The following is a 19,727-nucleotide window of genomic DNA, read 5'->3' as shown; positions in this document are numbered from 1 at the left end:
TAAAGATATTTATCGATTTTTGGCTGGATGAACCTTAAAACCTAGATTTTCCAAGTGATTTGAAAGTTTCATACAATCACTATTTGATAGCGCAAGCGTGATTAGTCCTGTTTCTTGTCCAGGTGAATGTTCGATATTTAAATCTTCAATATTGACAGAAACTTTCGCGCATTCATTAAATATTCTCGCTAATTCACCTGGTTTGTCATCGATAACTATTGGTAAGTACGAATAATCTCTGTTCTTGGCTCCGTGTTTACCAGGGATTTTACTCTTTCCATTATTGCCTTTATTGAAAAAATCAACCATTGCTGCTGAATTATTACTAGTAATACTTTGTTTTAGATGATTTAAATCATCAATAATCAAATCTAATTGAGTAGCAATAGCGGCATGATTTTCTGTCAATATTTGGCTCCACAAAGTCGCATCTGCGCTAGCTAATCTGGTTAAATCTCTAAGACCTTGTCCTGCTAAATTCAAATTCTCTCTGGATAAACTCGATAATGAACCGGCAATTACCGAGCTTAAAATTTGTGGAATATGGGATATCTTTGCAACTAAATCATCATGTTCCTTTGAATTCAACCAATACAGAGTGCCCCCACAAATTTCTACCAAATTTTGGGCAATTTCCTTATTTTTTGCATGGCTAAATGAATCAGAAACACCGATCCAAGCTCGTCCTTCGAATAAATCTGCTCGAGCATTTTGCGCTCCATTAGTTTCTCGACCTGCCATCGGATGCAGTGAGATGAAATTATCGCTATTCGCTGATAATTCTTTAACCTTAAGTAGAAGATCAGACTTAACGCTGGCTAAATCACAAACTATCGATTTTGAATTGTTGCTTAGTTGTTCTACAACAGTTTGGGTATTTGCTGAAATCGGCACGGCGATAATTATTAGATCAGGTTCAGCAATCACTTCACTCTTTACTAGATCGGCTGCCAATTTCATAGCGTTTGAGTTTATGTCGATGATTTCTACGCTGGATCCTGCTGCCTTTAACCGTAATCCGACTGAGGTGCCGATTAAACCAGCGCCTACAATGCGAACTTTCTTGATCATTGCGCTAAATCTTTGCGTAAAACAGTTGCTCCCCGCAGATAAATATGTTTTACCTCGGCTAAAGGACGCTCTAATTGGGCATGTAGCAGGATTCGAACGACCTTTGGGAGTGCGTGTGGGACATCAATCTCAACTGAACACAATAGAGGCACATTCCCCAAGCCAATTTTACGAGCTGCAACGGCTGGAAACTCAGAGGTTAAATCTGGGGTTGCTGTAAAAATTATAGAGACCAGATCTTCAGTCTCTAATTGATTGGCTGCGAGCATCTGGCTCAGCAACTCCGAGACTGCTGAAACCATCTCATCTGGGGTGTCTTTATCTAACTGGATGGCTCCCCTGATACCTCTAATTCGCATCTGATAATAGTATCGAGAACACTTATAGAGATGATTGAGGTTAAAGAGATTTAAATAGATGTCGGTTTATTGCTTAACCCAGATTGACGATAACTGTTTATCGATAAATGTATTATATGGAATACTTACAATTATCGATAAACCGATTTATCACCAGAAAATCATGCTGCGCTTTATCGATATAGCGTTTCTTCGAGCCCATGCGATTATCTATAAGTCTATATATGGCTTTGAACTATATCGATTTAGAGTTTTATGTTTAACAGGTTAAATAGATTAGTTAATTCTTGTGAATTTAGAACTCGGTGTCGTCCAGCTTTCATATCTCCGAGTGAGATAGGACCGAACTCCAATCGGACTAATCGCAATACCTTCATCCCTAAACTTTCAATCAACCGACGAATAATGTGATAGCGGCCTTCATGAATTGTGATCTCTACCCAGTGGTGATTTTTACTGACCGCTCTAACGTGGACCACTTTCAAAGCTCGGGCTAAACCATCCTCAAGTTTGACCCCCTGGAGCAATTGATCTGATAGAGCCTTGTTGTACTCCCCCTCAATCTCAACCAAATACTTCTTTTCCAAACCATAAGACGGATGAGTGGCCCGGTGGGCTAACTCCCCATCATTAGTTAGCAGAATTACCCCTTCAGAATCTTTATCTAATCTGCCAACGTGATACAAACGATCTTTTCTATCAGCAAAATAATCACCCAAGTTAGCGCGGCCTTCTGGGTCTGACATGGTGGAAATAACTCCTGTAGGTTTATGAAATGCTAGGTAAGTCTTAGACTTATTTATCTTTAAACTCTCACCATCTACTTTAATGTCATGAATTTCCGGATCATACTTTCCACCAAGCTCAATTATGGTTTCACCATCAACACTTACCCGACCATCAAGAATTAATTGATCTGCAGCGCGACGACTGGCAATACCAGCATCTGCAATGATTTTATTTAATCGCGTTAAAGCCATGCATTAGTTTACCGCGCTTGTGTTAAGCGTTGAACCGGAAGAAAAATTAATCAGTTAAAGTTGAAAGCAGCTCATCTAAACCATCAATATCAGGCAAGAAAGGTGCCAATGCAGGTAGATCTGAGATGGAGTTAAGTCCTAACTTCTCCAAGAAGAATGAGGTTGTTTGATAGAGGACGGCGCCAGATTCACCCTCTACCCCGGCCTCCTCAACAAGGCCACGGTTTACCAAAGTTTTCATTACTGCCTCAACATTCACCCCACGAATAGCCGATACCCGCGCTCTAGATACTGGCTGGCGATAGGCAATAACAGCTAATGTTTCAAGTGCTGCTTGAGTTAACCGGGCTTGCTGACCATCTAGAACAAACTTTTCCACCAATGGCGCCATTTCGGGATGGCTGTAATAACGCCATCCACCTGATACCTGACGTAATTCAAAACCTCTCTGCTCACTTTCATACTTAGCTGCAAGTGAGGTTAAAGCCGTGCTTATATCCTCCGTTGGAGCCTCAATGATTTGGGCTAAAACAAGCTCAGAAACAGGCTCATCCACCACCATTAAGATCGCTTCAAGGCAACGTTGTAGTTCAACTTCAGACATTATCGGCCTCATCTATTGTTTGAACGGGTAAATCAAATTCATCGCTAACTCTAATCTCACCAGAAGCGGTTCCAATCCAGGTTATCTGCAATTCACCCAGCGAAACCATCTGTTCAAATCTAACAACACCTTCCCGGTAGAGCTCAAGTAGTGAAAGAAATCGAGCGACAACCACCAGCGTTGAGTCAGCATCGGCTATTAGAGCCCTAAAGGTTGCTCTGCCGGCACGCCGTAAGTGTTCGATCACCTTTGCAGCTTGCTCGGCTACGCTAACAAGTGGCTGGTGTAGGTGATCGATGCTAAAGGCTGGGGTTGTCTTTGGAGTTAAAACTCGATTGGCAATTGCAGCAAAGCGTTGAGCGCCAACACCGATCAAAACTTCAGGGAGCAATTGAGCAAAGTGGGGTTCTAATGCCACTAAACGGGCAAAGGATTTTTCCTCCCGATCAATTCTCTCCGAAAAGATTGCTGCGATCTCTTTGAAAGCTCGGTACTGAAGTAGTCGAGCGAAGAGAAGATCACGCGCTTCAAGTAATGCCAGGTCTGATTCATCATCAACCTCACCGCTTGGAAGTAATTTAGCCGCCTTCAGATCAAGCAAGGTTGCAGCAACTACTAAGAATTCTGTGGTTTTATCCAAATCCCAACCCTGATCAGCATTTTCTAGCTGTTTTATGTAGGAGATGAACTCATCAGTGACTGCTCCTAAAGCCACCTCGGTGATATCCATCTTGTGGCGGGAAATAAGTTGAAGCAATAAGTCAAATGGACCGTCAAAATTAGTTAGATGCAAGGAAAAACCAGCTACTCGCCCATCGGTTATTGAGGCAGGTGCGGTCCCGGCTGTGGATAAATTTTCTTGCGACATGCGCACAAGATACTTCACACATCCTTGCCTTTGCACATGCCCCACCGTAGGTTCTGGTCATGGGAAAAAACGCTAGACAGACTTCTCGGTTAAACGCTAAATCGACTTTGAAGCCAACTCGTTCTCCAAGAGAAGAGAGTTTGGCAACTACTGCTGATGTTTTGGGCAAAAAACTAATTAATTTTTCAGAGCCAACTAAAACTCCTGAACCAGGAAACGCAAAAGTGATTTCAGTTGTCAATCAAAAAGGTGGAGTTGGAAAAACAACGACCGCTATCAACCTTGGAGCTGCATTAGCTGAAGTTGGTCGACGGGTACTTCTTATTGATTTTGATTCCCAGGCCTCTATGACAACAGGCCTTGGTATAAAAGGTCCAGCATTACGTGAGCAGTATGGATCTATTTGGTATCTACTAAATGACTCTGAGGCAAAGCTTGAAGATTTCATTCTTAAATCATCAGTAGCAGGCCTTGATTTCATCAGAGGCCATGAGGATTTAGCAGCGGCTGAAGCAGCATTTGTTTCCGAAATAGCTAAGGAACATAAGCTACGTAAATTATTAGCGCCAGTTCTTGATAAGTACGATGTAATTTTAATTGATTGCTCTCCTTCTCTTGGAACTTTAACTGTTAATGCATTGACCGCTTCAAATGGAGTGATTATTCCGATGGAGTGCGAATACTTTGCCGTACTAGGCCTTTCATTAGTTAAGAAAACTATTCAAAAGATTAAAGAGAATACAAATCCAGAGTTAGAAATCCTAGGAATTCTTGCAACTATGTTTGAGCGCAAAACTAGCCACTCTCGAGAGGTGCTGGAATTAATCGATAAAGAGTTCCCAGATGAGGTTTTTGACACCATAATTTCGCGGACTGTTAGATTCTCAGAATCAACAGTTGCAGGTGTTCCAGTTACCGCATACGCCAGCAGTAGTAGCGGTTCAGCTTCGTATCGAAGATTAGCTAGAGAATTAATCGCCAGAGGAGGAGCAAAGTGAGTCGTCGCGTAAGTTTGCCTGGAGCAGATGAATTATTTAGAAATACGGCAACATTAAGTGCAGTACCAAGTCAACGTGAGAACAGTGAAGAAATAACTCAATCAACAGTAGCTGCGCCAACTCAAAAGAATTCTGTTCGCCAAACGCCAAGAAGAAGAGTTAACGCTTTTGACAGAGCGCCAAGTGGTCGAGAAAAACATGATGAGAAGATAACTGTCTACTTATCCCCTGATGAACTTTATGATTTAGATCAAGCACGTTTAGCACTTCGTGGAGATTTAGGTCTTGCAGTTGATCGAGGCAGAATTGTTAGAGAATCTCTTTCAATAATTATTGCAGACCTTGAAGCAAAGGGTGATCAAAGTATTATCGCAAGAAGATTACGCGGTCGCTAAAACCTACTTGCTCCTTGGATGCGCGCTAGCGTAACTTTCACGCAATCGATCTATCGTAATTAAAGTATAAATTTGTGTTGTAGTAACTGAAGCATGACCAAGTAACTCTTGCACTACTCGAATATCTGCTCCCCCATCTAATAGATGCGTTGCAAATGAGTGACGCATCGAATGTGGAGTTACAACCTCTGCCAAACCTGCTCTTGCTGCCCGGCTTGCCACGATGTTCCACGCACTTTGTCTAGTTAATCTGCCGCCCCTATGATTTAAAAATAATGCTTTCTGCGTCAATACTTTGCTTAAAGTTGGTCTTGATCTTGTTAAATAATCATTTACTGCCGTTAATCCAAAGCTACCAATAGGCACTACTCTTTCTTTTCCGCCCTTACCTTTCACTCTAATAGTCGTTACTTGGGCATCATCATTTTTCATCGTTGAGATATCAGTGGTATTTAGATTAATAATCTCAGTAACTCTGGCGCCAGTTGCATATAAAAGTTCTAGTAAAGCTCGATCGCGAAGTGAAATTAAATCATCTCCTGAAATCTCCAAGATGCTCATTATTTGATCAACTGTTAGCGCTTTAGGAAGGCGCTTTGGAATCTTTGGTGGATGAAAATTCAGCGTCGGATTCAGATAATTATGTTCTTTTGCAAGATATGTGAAATAACTTCGAAGACTAATTACATTCCTTGCAATAGAGGCTTCACCGATTTTAAACTCCGTATTGGCCCGGCCGCGAAGCCAGGAAATATAACCAACTAATTCCTCAGGAAAAACCTGATCTATATTAAGTTGGTTTATCGATAAATAGTGAAAAAATCTCTCTAAATCACGCCGGTATGCAGCGGTGGTATTGCCAGATAATCCCTTTTCGATCGAAAGGTAATTGAAAAAATCTGTTAGATGATCACTTACCATGCTTTGCGATCGCTGCCGCAATTAATCCGGCAAATAAAGGATGTGGTTTGGTTGGTCTGGATAAGAATTCTGGGTGAGCTTGAGTTCCTACATAATAAGGATGTGTTTCTTTAGGTAACTCAACAAACTCCACTAAGTGTTTATCTGGAGATAAACCTGAAAAAACTAAGCCAGTTTTAAGAATCTGATCTCGATATTGATTGTTAACTTCATATCGATGACGATGTCTCTCACTTATTTGGGTTTTCCCATAAACCCCGGCAACTACTGAGCCTGCAAGCAAATCTGCTTTATACAAACCAAGTCGCATTGAGCCACCCATTTGGCCATGACCTGCGACGATCTCAACTTGATCACTCATTGTTGATATAACTGGATTACTAGTTGATTCATCAAACTCAGCGGAGTTAGCATCTTTTAATCCAGCTAAGTTGCGTGCAACCTCAATAACCATACATTGCAATCCTAGACATAATCCTAGGGTTGGGATTTTATTCTCGCGGGCGTACTTTAGGGCTCCTAATTTTCCTTCAATCCCTCTTACACCAAATCCTCCTGGGACACATATCGCATCAACATCGCCCAGATTTGTAGCCGCCTGTTTATCAATTGCGCAATCATCACTTGCAACCCATTTGATATTTACCTTTGCAAAATTGGCAAAGCCACCAGCCCGTAATGCTTCGGTCACTGAAAGGTAGGCATCTGGTAGATCAATATATTTACCCACTAATGCAACATTTACTTGATGTTTTGGATTATGAACTTTGTTTAATAAATCTTCCCATTCACCCCAAACAACATCCCCACATTTAATTTGGAGGCGCTTAACAACATAGGCATCTAAGCCTTCTGAATACAAAACCTTTGGAATGTCATATATAGATGGTGCATCAACTGCCGCGACCACGCCTTCAATATCAACGTCACACATTAAAGAGATTTTCTTCTTAACCGATTCAGGTATCTGCCGATCACTTCGCAGCACAATTGCGTCCGGTGTTATTCCGATTGATCTAAGAGCTGTAACGCTGTGTTGGGTTGGCTTAGTTTTTAACTCTCCAGCTGGACCCATATAGGGCACCAGCGAAACGTGTAGATAGAAGACGTTATCTCGGCCCACATCTTGCCTAATCTGTCTGGCAGCCTCTAAAAAGGGTTGGGATTCAATATCTCCAACTGTGCCACCTATCTCTGTAATAACCACATCCACATCAGGACCTGCCATAGCCTTCATCGCATCTTTGATTTGATTAGTGATGTGTGGAATAACTTGAACAGTTTCGCCCAGATACTCACCACGGCGCTCCTTGGCAATAACCTTTGAATAGATCTGCCCAGTTGTTATGTTGGCTGACCCGTGCAAATTAGTATCTAAAAATCTTTCATAATGACCGATATCTAGATCGGTCTCGGCGCCATCATCAGTAACAAAGACTTCACCATGTTGAAAGGGATTCATCGTGCCTGGGTCAACATTCAAATAGGGATCAAGTTTTTGCATAGTTACTCGAAGACCACGAGCGCGCAGCAATCGACCAAGGCTAGAAGCTGTTAATCCTTTGCCTAAACTTGAGGCGACGCCACCTGTAACAAATATATGTTTACTCACATGATTGGCGGTCATGGAAGACTAGATTATCATGCATTCTTAACGATAGCCAATAACTCACCTGCATGTTCTTGCGCGGTTTGCGAATCCTCTTGACCACTCAACATTCTGGCAATTTCAATCTTTCGACCATTCGCACTAACTTCCATCACATCAGATTGAGTGACTAAGCCGTTCTCACTTTTTTTCACTACTAAATGATTATCAGCCCAAGCAGCAACCTGAGCAAGATGGGTGATGACAATAACTTGAGCTGATTTTGATAATTTTGCTAAACGTCTTCCCACCTCAATTGCAGCCTTGCCGCCGACACCAGCATCAACCTCATCAAATATATATGTGCCAATCGGTTCCGCCTCTGCGATAACCACCTCCAGAGCCAACATCACCCGAGATAACTCACCTCCGCTTGCTACCTTATTTAAAGCAAGTGGTGTACCACCAGAATGGGCCGAAAATAAAATAAATATTTCATCTATTCCAGTTGATGTATAAGAGTTAGGGCTTTTGCTGTCCGAAACAATTTGATCAATTACAAAAGAAGCATTTGGCATTGATAAACTTCTGACTTCTTCAGTTACCTGCGCGGAGAGCTTTGCACCATTTTCATTTCGTAACTTACTAAGCGATAATCCTTGTTCCTGCAGCTTTTTGAAAAGAATCTCAGCCTCCTTCTCAAGCTCAATGATTCTTTGATCTCCACCAGACAAATCAGCGATCTTTTCTTTAGCGCTCTTGCCATCCAGTAATAGTTGTTCGAAGGCAACCTCTTTATCGCTGCCTTTGCCATATCTTTTCAGCAGTGAATTTAAGGATGACTTACGATCCTGCAATTTTTCGAATCGATTTGGATCAGCTTCAAGTTGTGAAAGATAGGAGGTTAGATCACTTGATATATCTTGCAAATTAAGCAAGCTTTCAGTGAATCTTTCAGAAATTTGATCTAGTTGCTTATCCTTTCCATTTACCTGATCTAAGTTTTTTCTTATCTGCTGCAACAGATTCACAGCCGAAAGATCCTCATTTTCAAAAAGGTTTAAGGCTGATGAAACTGCTTGATTTAATAACTCAACTGAACCTAATTTTGCAATCTCATTCTCTATCTCTACTAGTTCACCAGATTTTGGACTTAATCTTGCAAACTCATCTGCTAATTCAGAAAGTTCTGCAATCTGTCGATCTGCCTGAGATAACTGATCCTTCAACTCACTGATCCTTCGCTTCATCTGTTGGTATTGCTCGAAAGTATCTTGATAATTCTCTAGATCTAGTCCAGCAAAACGATCTAATAAATCTCTGGCAACACCTGCCTTGGTTAATTTAGAAGATGATGATTGGGCATGAATTTCAACTAAAGAACTTGCAAAGGATGAAACTGCAGCAGCTGATGAAACTATGCCACCTACTAGAACACGAGATTTGCCCGCTGTACTAACAGTTCGACTGATGACAACACTTTCATCTTCAACCTCCCCGCCGGCCTCACTAATTTGCTGCGCCAATTCTTTTGGGACGGCAAATTTTCCGGTAACAATTGCCCGTTCTTGACCTTGTCTTACTAAATCAGAATCAGATTTATTGCCTAATACCAATCCCAACGCTGTAAGCACCATAGTTTTACCAGCGCCAGTTTCACCAGTTAATACAGTTAAACCCGGTTTGAATTCAATATTGGAAGATTCGATAACACCCAGGGATCTAATTGAAATCTCTTCTAAGCTACTTTTTCCAATCCTCTTACTGCCCACGCCAACCCTCGACTGGCAGCTTAAATTTAGCAACTAAACGATCAGTAAAGGTGGCCGGCTTTATATGAGCAAGTAGGACATCTTCTTTATCACTAGTTAATATCACTCGATCATTCTTCTTTAAGGTAATTCTTCTGATGCCATCAGCATTTAAATCAGCTGAATCACTGCCTAAATCCAACACAATTTCTGATTTGGGTGAGACCACCATTGGTCTAGAAAACAGGGAGTGAGCTGCTAGCGGTAGTAAAACTAAAGCATCTACCTCAGGCCAGACCACCGGTCCGCCAGCTGAGTAGGCGTAAGCAGTTGAACCAGTTGGAGTAGCGCAAATAACTGAATCGCACCACCATCTAGAAAGTGGTCGATGATCAATTTGCACGAAGGTGTCGATCATCTGATGATCATTTCGTTCTACCAATACCTCATTAAGCGCCCATCCAGTTTGCAATACTTTGCCATCGCGAATTAATTGATAATTCAAACTCATCCGCTCCTCAATTGAATAAGTTGCGCTAGCGATCGCTGTAACTATTTCATTTAGAGAGGGCTTTTCAATCTCAGCTAGGAAACCAACATGACCGAGGTTAATACCAAGAATTGGAACACCTTTGCCACGGGAAATTTCAGCAGCCCGTAGCATTGTGCCATCACCACCAAGAACAACTGCTAAATCAATTTGTTGATTGCTAAATTCATTAATCGAAAGATTTGGCAGAGTTGAAAACACTTCAATTTGTTTCTCGGTTAACAACTTAGCTAAATCTTTTGCTGTTGCACTCGCCTCAGGGCGATTAGAATGAATTACCAGCAGTACTGATTTAACAACCTTGCTCATGCTGGCCCCTTTTCAATCGCAAGATCTAAATCTACTTCTAATAAGGCTTTACCCGCTTTGTTCAACCACAAAAAGTACTCAACATTGCCACTAGGTCCTGGAAGTGGGCTTGCTACCACCCCTAAACAGCCTAAACCCAGTGAAAAAGCAACATCTGCAACCGCTGCCACAGCTTCTTTGCGCAGATGTGAATCTCGAACAACTCCGCCTGCTCCTAATTTCTCTTTGCCCACCTCAAATTGAGGTTTTACCATAACCAAAAAATCAGCGTCCTCCTTTGCCACCTCTATTAAGGCAGGTAATACTAATTTTAAAGATATGAAAGAAAGATCTGCTACTACTAGGTCGATCTCATCTCCTACCTGCTGCTTGGTAAGAGAGCGAACATTAACTCGATCTAATATTTTTACCCGGTCATCACTTTGTAATTGCCAAGCTAGTTGACCGTAACCCACATCTGCAGCCACAACTTTCTTAACCCCACGTTTTAACAACACATCTGTGAAACCACCCGTTGAAGCCCCAGCATCTAGAGCTACTTTGCCTTCTACGGTTAAATTAGAAAAATAATCTAACGCACCAGCTAGTTTATGACCGCCTCGAGATACAAACTCTGCTTGTTCATCTTTTAAAGTAATGGAAATTTGAGCATCAACTTGGGATGCTGCTTTTGTTGCTGGAATACCATTGACTAAAACTTTGCCAGCGGTGATTAATTCAACTGCGCTCTCTCTAGATCGAGCTAGTTCGCGTCTGACCAACTCCGCATCTAGCCGGGTCTTCATTTACTTAAACTCCGTCTAGATTTGTTAACGCTTGTTGTAATTGTTTATGAATTTTCTCAAACTCTGCGCTGTGAGATGAGATTGGTAAATCATTTACCGATGCAATGTTTGATTTAATCTTGGCTAGATCAATATTTGGTTGATCACTTATTTCTTGATTCATAGATGTAAGGTATCGAAAAGCCTTGATTTTGGCTCACTTTTCACCATTTTTTGCGGGCGGGTTATGAAAAAAAATAAGCCCCACCTGAATTAACAGATGAGGCTTATCATTAAATTGAGTCCGGCGGCGATCTACTCTCCCACAAGGTCCCCCTTGCAGTACCATCGACGCTATAGGGCTTAACTTCCGGGTTCGAAATGGGACCGGGTGTTTCCCCTATGCTAAGGCCGCCGAAACATTATTGAGTTATCAAGTCAAGATAAAAATCATTAGAAATTAATCTAATATTATTTTTATCCCCGACCGTAGCTCGGGAACCACACAGTGAACGCGATTCAAATTTATTTTTATTGTTGTAGTTAAATCCTCGACCTATTAGTACCGGTCAGCTGCAAGGCTTGCGCCTCTTCCACTTCCGGCCTATCAACCCAATAGTCTCTTGGGGGTCTTACCTGGTAAACCAGTGGGAAACCTAATCTCGAAGCGAGCTTCCCGCTTAGATGCTTTCAGCGGTTATCCCTTCCGAACGTTGCTAATCGGCCGTGCTTCTGGCGAAACAACCGACACACAAGAGGTTCGTCCGTCCCGGTCCTCTCGTACTAGGGACAGCCCTTCTCAAGTTTCCTTCGCGCACGGAAGATAGGGACCGAACTGTCTCACGACGTTCTGAACCCAGCTCGCGTGCCTCTTTAATGGGCGAACAGCCCAACCCTTGGGACCTACTCCAGCCCCAGGATGAGACGAGCCGACATCGAGGTGCCAAACCTTGCCGTCGATATGGACTCTTGGGCAAGATCAGCCTGTTATCCCCGGGGTACCTTTTATCCGTTGAGCGACGGCGCTTCCACAAGCCACCGCCGGATCACTAGTTCCTGCTTTCGCACCTGCTTGACATGTCTGTCTCACAGTTAAGCTCCCTTGTGCACTTACACTCGACACCTGATTACCAACCAGGCTGAGGGAACCTTTGAGCGCCTCCGTTACTTTTTGGGAGGCAACCGCCCCAGTTAAACTACCCACCAGACACTGTCCCTGACCCAGATAATGGGCCGAGGTTAGAAACTCAAAACGTTCAGAGTGGTATTTCATTTTTTGACTCCACGAACACTGGCGTGCCGCTTCAAAGTCTCCCACCTATGCTACACAGAACGTTCCGAGTACCAATATCAAGATATAGTAAAGGTCCCGGGGTCTTTCCGTCTTTCCGCGCGTAACGAGCATCTTTACTCGTACTGCAATTTCGCCGAGTTCATGGTGGAGACAGCGCTCAAGTCGTTACGCCATTCGTGCAGGTCGGAACTTACCCGACAAGGAATTTCGCTACCTTAGGATGGTTATAGTTACCACCGCCGTTTACTGGGGCTTAAGTTCTCAGCTTCGCTCCGAAGAGCTAACTAGTCCCCTTAACCTTCCAGCACCGGGCAGGCGTCAGTCCGTATACATCGTTTTGCAACTTCGCACGGACCTGTGTTTTTGGTAAACAGTCGCTTGAGCCTATTCTCTGCGTCTAACTTATGCTTCGAAGGAAAACCTCTACACAAAAATTAGCCCCCCTTCTCCCGAAGTTACGGGGGTATTTTGCCGAGTTCCTTCACCACGATTCTCTCGATCACCTTGGTATTCTCTACCTGACCACCTGTGTCGGTTTCGGGTACGGGCCACTACAAACCTCGCTAGAAGATTTTCTTGGCAGCATAGGATCATCCACTTCGCCTTACGGCTCGGCATCAAGTCTCAGAGATTGTTCTGCGGATTTTCCTACAGAACCTCCTACACTCTTACCCCAGGTCAACCATCGCCTGGGTTGGACTACCTTCCTGCGTCTCTCCATTGCTTGACTACTACCAACTTGGGTCGTGCGCTCCATCAGCTATTGCTAGCCAACTTCAAACACTTAGCATTATTGATTCGTCACGGTCGGTTTATTGTGGGTACTGGAATATCAACCAGTTGTCCATCGACTACGCCTGTCGGCCTCGCCTTAGGACCCGACTTACCCTGAGCGGATTAGCCTGGCTCAGGAACCCTTGGTCATTCGGTGGACGGGTTTCTCACCCGTCTTTCGCTACTCATGTCTACATTCTCACTTGTGTAACTTCCACGGCTGGATTTCTCCGCCGCTTCACTAGTTACACAACGCTCTCCTACCCATCCACACTCCTGGATCTTGCGACCGGGATAGTGTGTGAATGACAGAACTTCGGTGCTGTGCTTGAGCCCCGTTACATTGTCGGCGCGAAATCACTTGACCAGTGAGCTATTACGCACTCTTTTAAGGGTGGCTGCTTCTAAGCCAACCTCCTGGTTGTCTATGCGACTTCACATCCTTTTCCACTTAGCACAGGCTTTGGGACCTTAGTTGCTGTTCTGGGTTGTTTCCCTCTCGACAATGAAGCTTATCCCCCACTGTCTCACTGCCACGTTCTCACTTACTGGCATTCGGAGTTTGGCTGACGTTGGTAATCTTGTAGGACCCCTCGGCCATCCAGTAGCTCTACCTCCAGTAAGAAACACGTGACGCTGCACCTAAATGCATTTCGGAGAGAACCAGCTATCACGAAGTTTGATTGGTCTTTCACCCCTAGCCACAACTCATCCCCTAAATTTTCAACTTTAGTGGGTTCGGTCCTCCACGCGGTCTTACCCGCGCTTCAACCTGGTCATGGCGAGATCACCTCGCTTCGGGTTTAGATGATGCAACTTATTCGCCCTATTCAGACTCGCTTTCGCTACGGCTTCCCCTCGACGGGTTAACCTTGCTACATCACACTAACTCGTAGACTCATTCTTCAAAAGGCACGCTGTCACTGCACAAGGCAGCTCCAACGGTTTGTATGCAAACGGTTTCAGATTCTATTTCACTCCCCTTGCGGGGTTCTTTTCACCTTTCCCTCACGGTACTTGTTCACTATCGGTCACCAGAGAGTATTTAGGCTTAGCGGGTGGTCCCGCCAGATTCATACCGGATTACACGAGTCCGGTATTACTTGGGATACTAAAAACAAGATAATGAAATTTCGACTACAGGGGTCTCACCTTCTATGCCGGACTTTCCCACGTCCTTCATCTATTTCATTATTTTCTGACTTGTTGAATTAACGGCAGTCAATTCGATTTAGTCCCACGACACCGATCATGCAACGCCTGCCGGCTTGGCACATGATTGGTTTAGCCTCTTCCGCTTTCGCTCGCCACTACTAACGGAATCACGGTTGTTTTCTCTTCCTGAGGGTACTGAGATGTTTCACTTCCCCTCGTTACCTTTGACTCTCCTATTTATTCAGAGAGAAATGACTGGACATTACTCCAGCCGGGTTTCCCCATTCGGTAATCCTCGGATCGAAGCCTGGTTGGCGGCTCCCCGAGGCTTTTCGCAGCCTCCTACGACCTTCATCGGCTTCTGGTGCCTAGGCATCCGCCATTTGCACTTATTAATTTGTTTCTACATTTATTACAAAGATGCTCGCGTTCACTGTGTAGTTCTCAAGGTACGGGCGATGTTAATTAACGTTGATGAGTTATTTTTATTTTTTATTTACATAAAAAGCTTAAAAACATTTTCACCTATTAATTAACTCCAGAGGGTTCGTACCCTCAGGACCCAACAACGCGCAATATTTCAACAAATAAAATTTAAATTAATTTAAAAGATAATTGTGGGGAAATTAAAGTCAATGCTCCACTTATCTAAAGAAAGCTCCTTAGAAAGGAGGTGATCCAGCCGCACCTTCCGGTACGCCTACCTTGTTACGACTTCGTCCCAATCACCGATCCCACCTTAGGCAGCTCCCCCCTTGCGGTTGGGCCACTGACTTTGGGTGTTACCGACTTTCGTGACGTGACGGGCGGTGTGTACAAGCCCCGGGAACGTATTCACCGTAGCGATGCTGATCTACGATTACTAGCAACTCCAACTTCATGAGGTCGAGTTGCAGACCTCAATCCGAACTGAGACCGGCTTTTTGGGATTCGCTCCACCTTACGGTATTGCAGCCCTCTGTACCGGCCATTGTAGCATGCGTGCAGCCCAAGACATAAGGGGCATGATGATTTGACGTCATCCCCACCTTCCTCCGAGTTAACCCCGGCAGTCTCCTGTGAGTCCCCAACTAAATGCTGGCAACACAGAACGAGGGTTGCGCTCGTTGCGGGACTTAACCCAACATCTCACGACACGAGCTGACGACAACCATGCACCACCTGTATAGAGCCCTTGCGGACATGACATCTCTGCCACTTTTCCCTATATGTCAAGCCTTGGTAAGGTTCTTCGCGTTGCGTCGAATTAAGCCGCATGCTCCGCTGCTTGTGCGGGGCCCCGTCAATTCCTTTGAGTTTTAATCTTGCGATCGTACTCCCCAGGCGGGGCACTTAATGCGTTAGCTGCGTCGCAGAAACCGTGGAAGGTTCCCACAACTAGTGCCCACCGTTTACGGTCTGGACTACCAGGGTATCTAATCCTGTTCGCTCCCCAGACTTTCGCTCCTCAGTGTCAGTATTGGCCCAGAGACCTGCCTTCGCCATTGGTGTTCCTCCTGATATCTGCGCATTCCACCGCTACACCAGGAATTCCAGTCTCCCCTACCAAACTCTAGTTTGCCCGTATCGAATGCAGGCCTGAGGTTGAGCCTCAGGTTTTCACATCCGACGTAACAAACGACCTACGAGCTCTTTACGCCCAATAATTCCGGACAACGCTTGCACCCTATGTATTACCGCGGCTGCTGGCACATAGTTAGCCGGTGCTTCTTTTGTAGGTACCGTCACTTTCGCTTCTTCCCTACTGAAAGCGGTTTACAACCCGAAGGCCTTCATCCCGCACGCGGCGTCGCTGGGTCAGAGTTTCCTCCATTGCCCAATATTCCCCACTGCTGCCTCCCGTAGGAGTCTGGGCCGTGTCTCAGTCCCAGTGTGGCCGGTCGCCCTCTCAGGCCGGCTACCCGTCGTTGCCTTGGTGAGCCATTACCTCACCAACTAGCTGATAGGCCGCGAAGTCATCCTCCACCGAAATTCTTTCAAAACTCAGTGATGCCACTTATGTTTCAATATTCGGTATTAGCACCGGTTTCCCGGTGTTATCCCAAAGTGGAGGGCAGATTCTTCACGTGTTCCTCACCCGTTCGCCGCTAATCCATTTCCGAAGAAACTTCATCGCTCGACTTGCATGTGTTAAGCACGCCGCCAGCGTTCGTCCTGAGCCAGGATCAAACTCTCCATAGAAAATTTGATCTGACAAAAAGACAAACATGGCTATCTAATTAATAAATTTATTAATCAGAGTTCGCTTATGTTTATAGTCTTTATCAATTGTTTTTTGTTTTGTACTTAAAGCAAATCTATTTATTAATTAAAATAAATAAATTAGTAAATTAAGTTTCAAAGGTATTTATAAAACAAAAATGAAATTGTTATTTTTAATAAATTAAAATTAACAACGTCAATTAATGCCTTCGATTTCTTAAAGAAATCTTTGGCATTGACTTTATTGCACGTTGTTGAGTTCTCAAGGTACGACTGCGCACTGGTTGCAAAATTGCTTCTGCGTGCAGGGCAACCCATTTTTTAGTTTCTAGGCATGCCTACAAACCTTAAAAATCGGGGTTTTCCACACCCGGCCTTCTTCTGAAGTCCGTCTCGTATGGGGAGGTGAAATATAGCCCCCGCGTAGAAGGGGGGTCAAATCGGCTATCGGGTCAAGAAAGGGCGGTTTTAGCCTTGGACCTCAACGGCTGCCAAATCCCGTTTTCCCTTGCGAAGAAGTAGGTACTTACCATGCAAAAGATCGGTTTTGGAAGGGGTGAAATCCTCACTTTCAACCTTTTTATTGTTCAAATACGCCCCACCCTCTTTAACAATGCGCCTAGCGGCCGATTTTGACTCCACTACGCCGGTGGCTGTCAATAAATCAACCCAAGTTGGGTAGGGGTCTCCCTTTTTAATGGTGGTTTTTGGTAATTGAGAGAGGGCCGAATCCAGAGTTTTAAGATCTAAATCACCGATCTCCCCCTGACCAAATAAAGCCTTAGCTGCCTCTTCCACAGAATTAGCCATCGCGCTTCCATGGATCATGGCGGTCATCTCCCTGGCCAATTCTCGATGGGCCTCTCTAGCTCCTGGATTAGTTTTAACCTTTTCAATTAACTCTTCTATTTCAGCTCTATTTTTCATAGAAAATACCTTCAATAGTTTAGGCATATCTACATCATCACTATTTAGCCAAAATTGAAAGAATTCATAAGCGCTGGTCATACTTTCCTCTAACCAAATAGCACCACTTGCTGTTTTACCAAATTTTGAACCATCTGATTTAGCAAGCAGTGGCACAGTTAGAGCATGCGCGCTACCACCTTCAACTTTACGGATGAGATCTAAGCCAGCAACGATGTTGCCCCATTGATCTGAGCCACCAATTTGTAATTTACATTGATCTCGTCGATAAAGTTCGAGGTAATCGTATGCTTGCAAAACTTGGTAAGAAAATTCTGTATAAGAGATTCCAGTACTAGACAACCTGGTCGCAACTGAATCCTTAGCCAACATCTGATTAACCGAGAAATGCTTGCCGATATCTCTTAATAATTCAAGTGCAGAAATTGCTTTGGTCCAATCTAAATTATTAACCAATTTTGCACTCGTATCTTTATCCTTAAAATCCAATATTTTCTCAACCTGCTTACGCATCTTTGAAACCCATTCTGCAACTAGCTTTTCTTCATTTAATGTGCGCTCATCATTTTTTCCACTGGGATCACCGACTAATCCCGTGGCTCCACCAACTAGGGCGATTGGACGATGACCGGCTAACTGAAATCTTCTTAGCACTAGGAAGACTACGAGGTTTCCAAGATGCATGCTTGGCGCCGTTGGATCAACGCCAAGGTAAAGTGAAATTGGCTTGGATAGCGCGTTTTCTAACTCTTTACGATCTGTGGATTGTGCGATTAAGCCGCGCCATTCCAAATCATCCAAAAGTGCATTACTCATGGGTTGATCATGCCCGAAAACTGCTTTCGCAGGGAGGCAATAACCTTATCCACCCCAGAGATGTCTTGGTTTAACTTGTTAATTGCGGCCAAAACTGAATTCTTTGATGTGCCCATAGCTGAGGTCCGAGAAGATACAGCACCGGAAACATTTAGAAACTTCTTTACCTCGGGGGTTAAATTTGGATGCATGGTAAGTAACTGTTGATCACTCATCTGATCAAGTTCGATTCCATTTTTTTCACAGAATTTAACACACTCTCCTGCCACCTCATGGGCTAGTGAAAATGGCACACCGCTTTTACTTAAAAAATCTGCAATCTCAGTAGCTAATGAATAACCGGCAGCAGCACCTTTTGAAATATTTGATTGCTTAAATTTTGCTGTTTGAACCATGCCAGTTATCGCAGGCAGCAAAATCAATAATTGATCCACTGAATCAAAAATTGGCTCTTTATCTTCTTGTAAATCGCGGTTGTATGCAAAAGGCATTGCCTTTAAAACAACGAACAAAGCGGTCAAGTTGCCAATGAAGCGACCTGATTTTCCTCTGGCTAATTCTGCAACATCAGCATTCTTCTTCTGCGGCATGATGGAAGATCCCGTCGCATAGGCATCATCAATCTCAACCCAATCAAATTCAGTTGAGCTCCATAACACAAACTCTTCACCTATCTTTGATAAATGAATACCAATCATCGCCATAATAAACAAAGCTTCTGCTGCAAAATCTCGATCACTGACTGCGTCAATACTGTTCTCCATCACGCCACTAAACCCAAGATTTAAAGCCGTGGTTTCAGGCTCAGGTTGGATTGAAGATCCCGCTAAAGCACCAGCGCCAAATGGTGAGTAGTTATTTCGATCAATCCAATCAAAGATTCGATCAACATCTCTTAAAAGAGCGTGGGAGTGCTTACTTAATTCTTGGCCAAAAGTGATTGGTTGTGCGTGCTGGGTATGAGTAAAACCTGGCGCTATGACATCTATTTGATTTGTAGCCTGAATATTAAAGCTTTTTGCTAAGTTAATTATTGCGCTAGCAATCTCAAGCAGATGATCAACCAAATAGAGCTTAAAATCGGTTATTACTAAATCATTTCGAGATCTTCCGGCTCGAATAGCTCCACCGAGTGATCCACATTTTTCGACTAAACCACGTTCTATAGCGCTGTGTACATCTTCATCATCGTTGTTATAGGTGAATTTACCGCTACCGATCTCACTTGCTAGATCTAACAATCCTTTTTGCAGAATCTCGCCATCTGATTTTGACACAATTTTTTGCTTCATCAGATTGCTTAAATGAACCAGGTTCACCTCGATTTCATACGGGGCTAATCTCCAGTCAAAATGCACGCTTCGGGATAGATCACGCATCGATTGTGCAGGTGATTGATTA

The 19,727-nt window shown here is 43.8% G+C and carries 15 protein-coding genes and 3 rRNA genes; 2 read left to right on the top strand and 16 right to left on the bottom strand.

From position 1 onward, the window contains the following. Nucleotides 1-9: 9 nt before the first annotated feature. The 5 genes from B1s21122_RS03060 to B1s21122_RS03040 all read right to left on the bottom strand — a co-directional run bounded on the left by B1s21122_RS03060 (nt 10) and on the right by B1s21122_RS03040 (nt 3,882). Nucleotides 10-1,071: a prephenate dehydrogenase gene (locus tag B1s21122_RS03060; protein ID WP_095680694.1), complete on the bottom strand. Its 1,062-nt coding sequence runs from the start codon at nt 1,069-1,071 to the stop codon at nt 10-12. Continuing rightward, nucleotides 1,068-1,430, bottom strand: a complete 363-nt coding sequence (gene aroH / locus B1s21122_RS03055) for a chorismate mutase (protein WP_095680695.1) — start codon at nt 1,428-1,430, stop codon at nt 1,068-1,070. Before aroH ends, B1s21122_RS03060 begins: the two co-directional genes overlap by 4 nt. A 245-nt stretch (nt 1,431-1,675) precedes the next feature. Next, nucleotides 1,676-2,410: a pseudouridine synthase gene (locus tag B1s21122_RS03050; protein WP_095680696.1), complete on the bottom strand. Its 735-nt coding sequence runs from the start codon at nt 2,408-2,410 to the stop codon at nt 1,676-1,678. Between the two features lie 46 nt (nt 2,411-2,456). Beyond that, nucleotides 2,457-3,014 carry an SMC-Scp complex subunit ScpB gene (scpB, locus tag B1s21122_RS03045; protein ID WP_095680697.1) on the bottom strand — a complete coding sequence of 186 codons (558 nt, stop codon included), beginning with the start codon at nt 3,012-3,014 and terminating at the stop codon, nt 2,457-2,459. Beyond that, entirely contained in the window at nt 3,007-3,882 is an 876-nt protein-coding gene (locus tag B1s21122_RS03040; RefSeq protein ID WP_095680698.1) for a segregation and condensation protein A, read from the bottom strand. The genes scpB and B1s21122_RS03040 overlap by 8 nt, the downstream gene beginning before the upstream one ends. 59 nt (nt 3,883-3,941) lie before the next feature. On the opposite strand from B1s21122_RS03040, the gene B1s21122_RS03035 reads away from it, so the two are divergent. Beyond that, entirely contained in the window at nt 3,942-4,880 is a 939-nt protein-coding gene (locus B1s21122_RS03035; protein WP_095680699.1) for a ParA family protein, read from the top strand. Continuing rightward, nucleotides 4,877-5,275 (top strand): hypothetical protein, encoded by a 399-nt coding sequence (locus B1s21122_RS03030; RefSeq protein ID WP_095680700.1) that lies wholly within the window; start codon nt 4,877-4,879, stop codon nt 5,273-5,275. Before B1s21122_RS03035 ends, B1s21122_RS03030 begins: the two co-directional genes overlap by 4 nt. A 3-nt stretch (nt 5,276-5,278) precedes the next feature. Here the strand turns inward: B1s21122_RS03030 and B1s21122_RS03025 are convergent, their stop codons facing one another. The 11 genes from B1s21122_RS03025 to argH form a co-directional block, all read right to left on the bottom strand. Then, nucleotides 5,279-6,196 (bottom strand): site-specific tyrosine recombinase XerD, encoded by a 918-nt coding sequence (locus tag B1s21122_RS03025; RefSeq protein ID WP_095680701.1) that lies wholly within the window; start codon nt 6,194-6,196, stop codon nt 5,279-5,281. Further along, nucleotides 6,186-7,823 (bottom strand): CTP synthase, encoded by a 1,638-nt coding sequence (locus B1s21122_RS03020; RefSeq protein ID WP_095680702.1) that lies wholly within the window; start codon nt 7,821-7,823, stop codon nt 6,186-6,188. The genes B1s21122_RS03025 and B1s21122_RS03020 overlap by 11 nt, the downstream gene beginning before the upstream one ends. A 14-nt stretch (nt 7,824-7,837) precedes the next feature. Beyond that, entirely contained in the window at nt 7,838-9,556 is a 1,719-nt protein-coding gene (gene recN, locus B1s21122_RS03015; RefSeq protein ID WP_190278583.1) for a DNA repair protein RecN, read from the bottom strand. Further along, nucleotides 9,546-10,394 carry an NAD kinase gene (locus B1s21122_RS03010; RefSeq protein WP_095680704.1) on the bottom strand — a complete coding sequence of 283 codons (849 nt, stop codon included), beginning with the start codon at nt 10,392-10,394 and terminating at the stop codon, nt 9,546-9,548. Before B1s21122_RS03010 ends, recN begins: the two co-directional genes overlap by 11 nt. Then, entirely contained in the window at nt 10,391-11,179 is a 789-nt protein-coding gene (locus B1s21122_RS03005; protein ID WP_095680705.1) for a TlyA family RNA methyltransferase, read from the bottom strand. Before B1s21122_RS03005 ends, B1s21122_RS03010 begins: the two co-directional genes overlap by 4 nt. Before the next feature lie 4 nt (nt 11,180-11,183). Further along, nucleotides 11,184-11,342, bottom strand: coding sequence for a hypothetical protein (locus tag B1s21122_RS06395; RefSeq protein ID WP_190278582.1), 159 nt, complete (start codon nt 11,340-11,342; stop codon nt 11,184-11,186). A 118-nt stretch (nt 11,343-11,460) separates the two neighbouring features. Beyond that, a 5S ribosomal RNA gene (gene rrf, locus B1s21122_RS03000) occupies nt 11,461-11,577 on the bottom strand. A 120-nt stretch (nt 11,578-11,697) separates the two neighbouring features. Beyond that, a 23S ribosomal RNA gene (locus B1s21122_RS02995) occupies nt 11,698-14,784 on the bottom strand. A 263-nt stretch (nt 14,785-15,047) separates the two neighbouring features. Beyond that, nucleotides 15,048-16,562, bottom strand: a 16S ribosomal RNA gene (locus tag B1s21122_RS02990). The 16S, 23S and 5S rRNA genes sit together here, the layout of an rRNA operon. Nucleotides 16,563-17,051: 489 nt before the next feature. Further along, complete coding sequence (tyrS, locus tag B1s21122_RS02985) at nt 17,052-18,326, bottom strand: tyrosine--tRNA ligase (protein WP_095680706.1); 1,275 nt, start codon at nt 18,324-18,326, stop codon at nt 17,052-17,054. Continuing rightward, nucleotides 18,323-19,705, bottom strand: a complete 1,383-nt coding sequence (argH, locus tag B1s21122_RS02980; protein WP_236861146.1) for an argininosuccinate lyase — start codon at nt 19,703-19,705, stop codon at nt 18,323-18,325. The genes tyrS and argH overlap by 4 nt, the downstream gene beginning before the upstream one ends. Nucleotides 19,706-19,727 lie beyond the last annotated feature (22 nt).

Origin of the sequence: Candidatus Nanopelagicus limnes (assembly GCF_002287885.2) — a bacterium.
GTDB classification, from domain to species: domain Bacteria; phylum Actinomycetota; class Actinomycetes; order Nanopelagicales; family Nanopelagicaceae; genus Nanopelagicus; species Nanopelagicus limnae.
The sequence above is the reverse complement of the archived record's forward strand: the minus strand, read 5'-3'. Positions and strand labels throughout refer to the sequence as shown.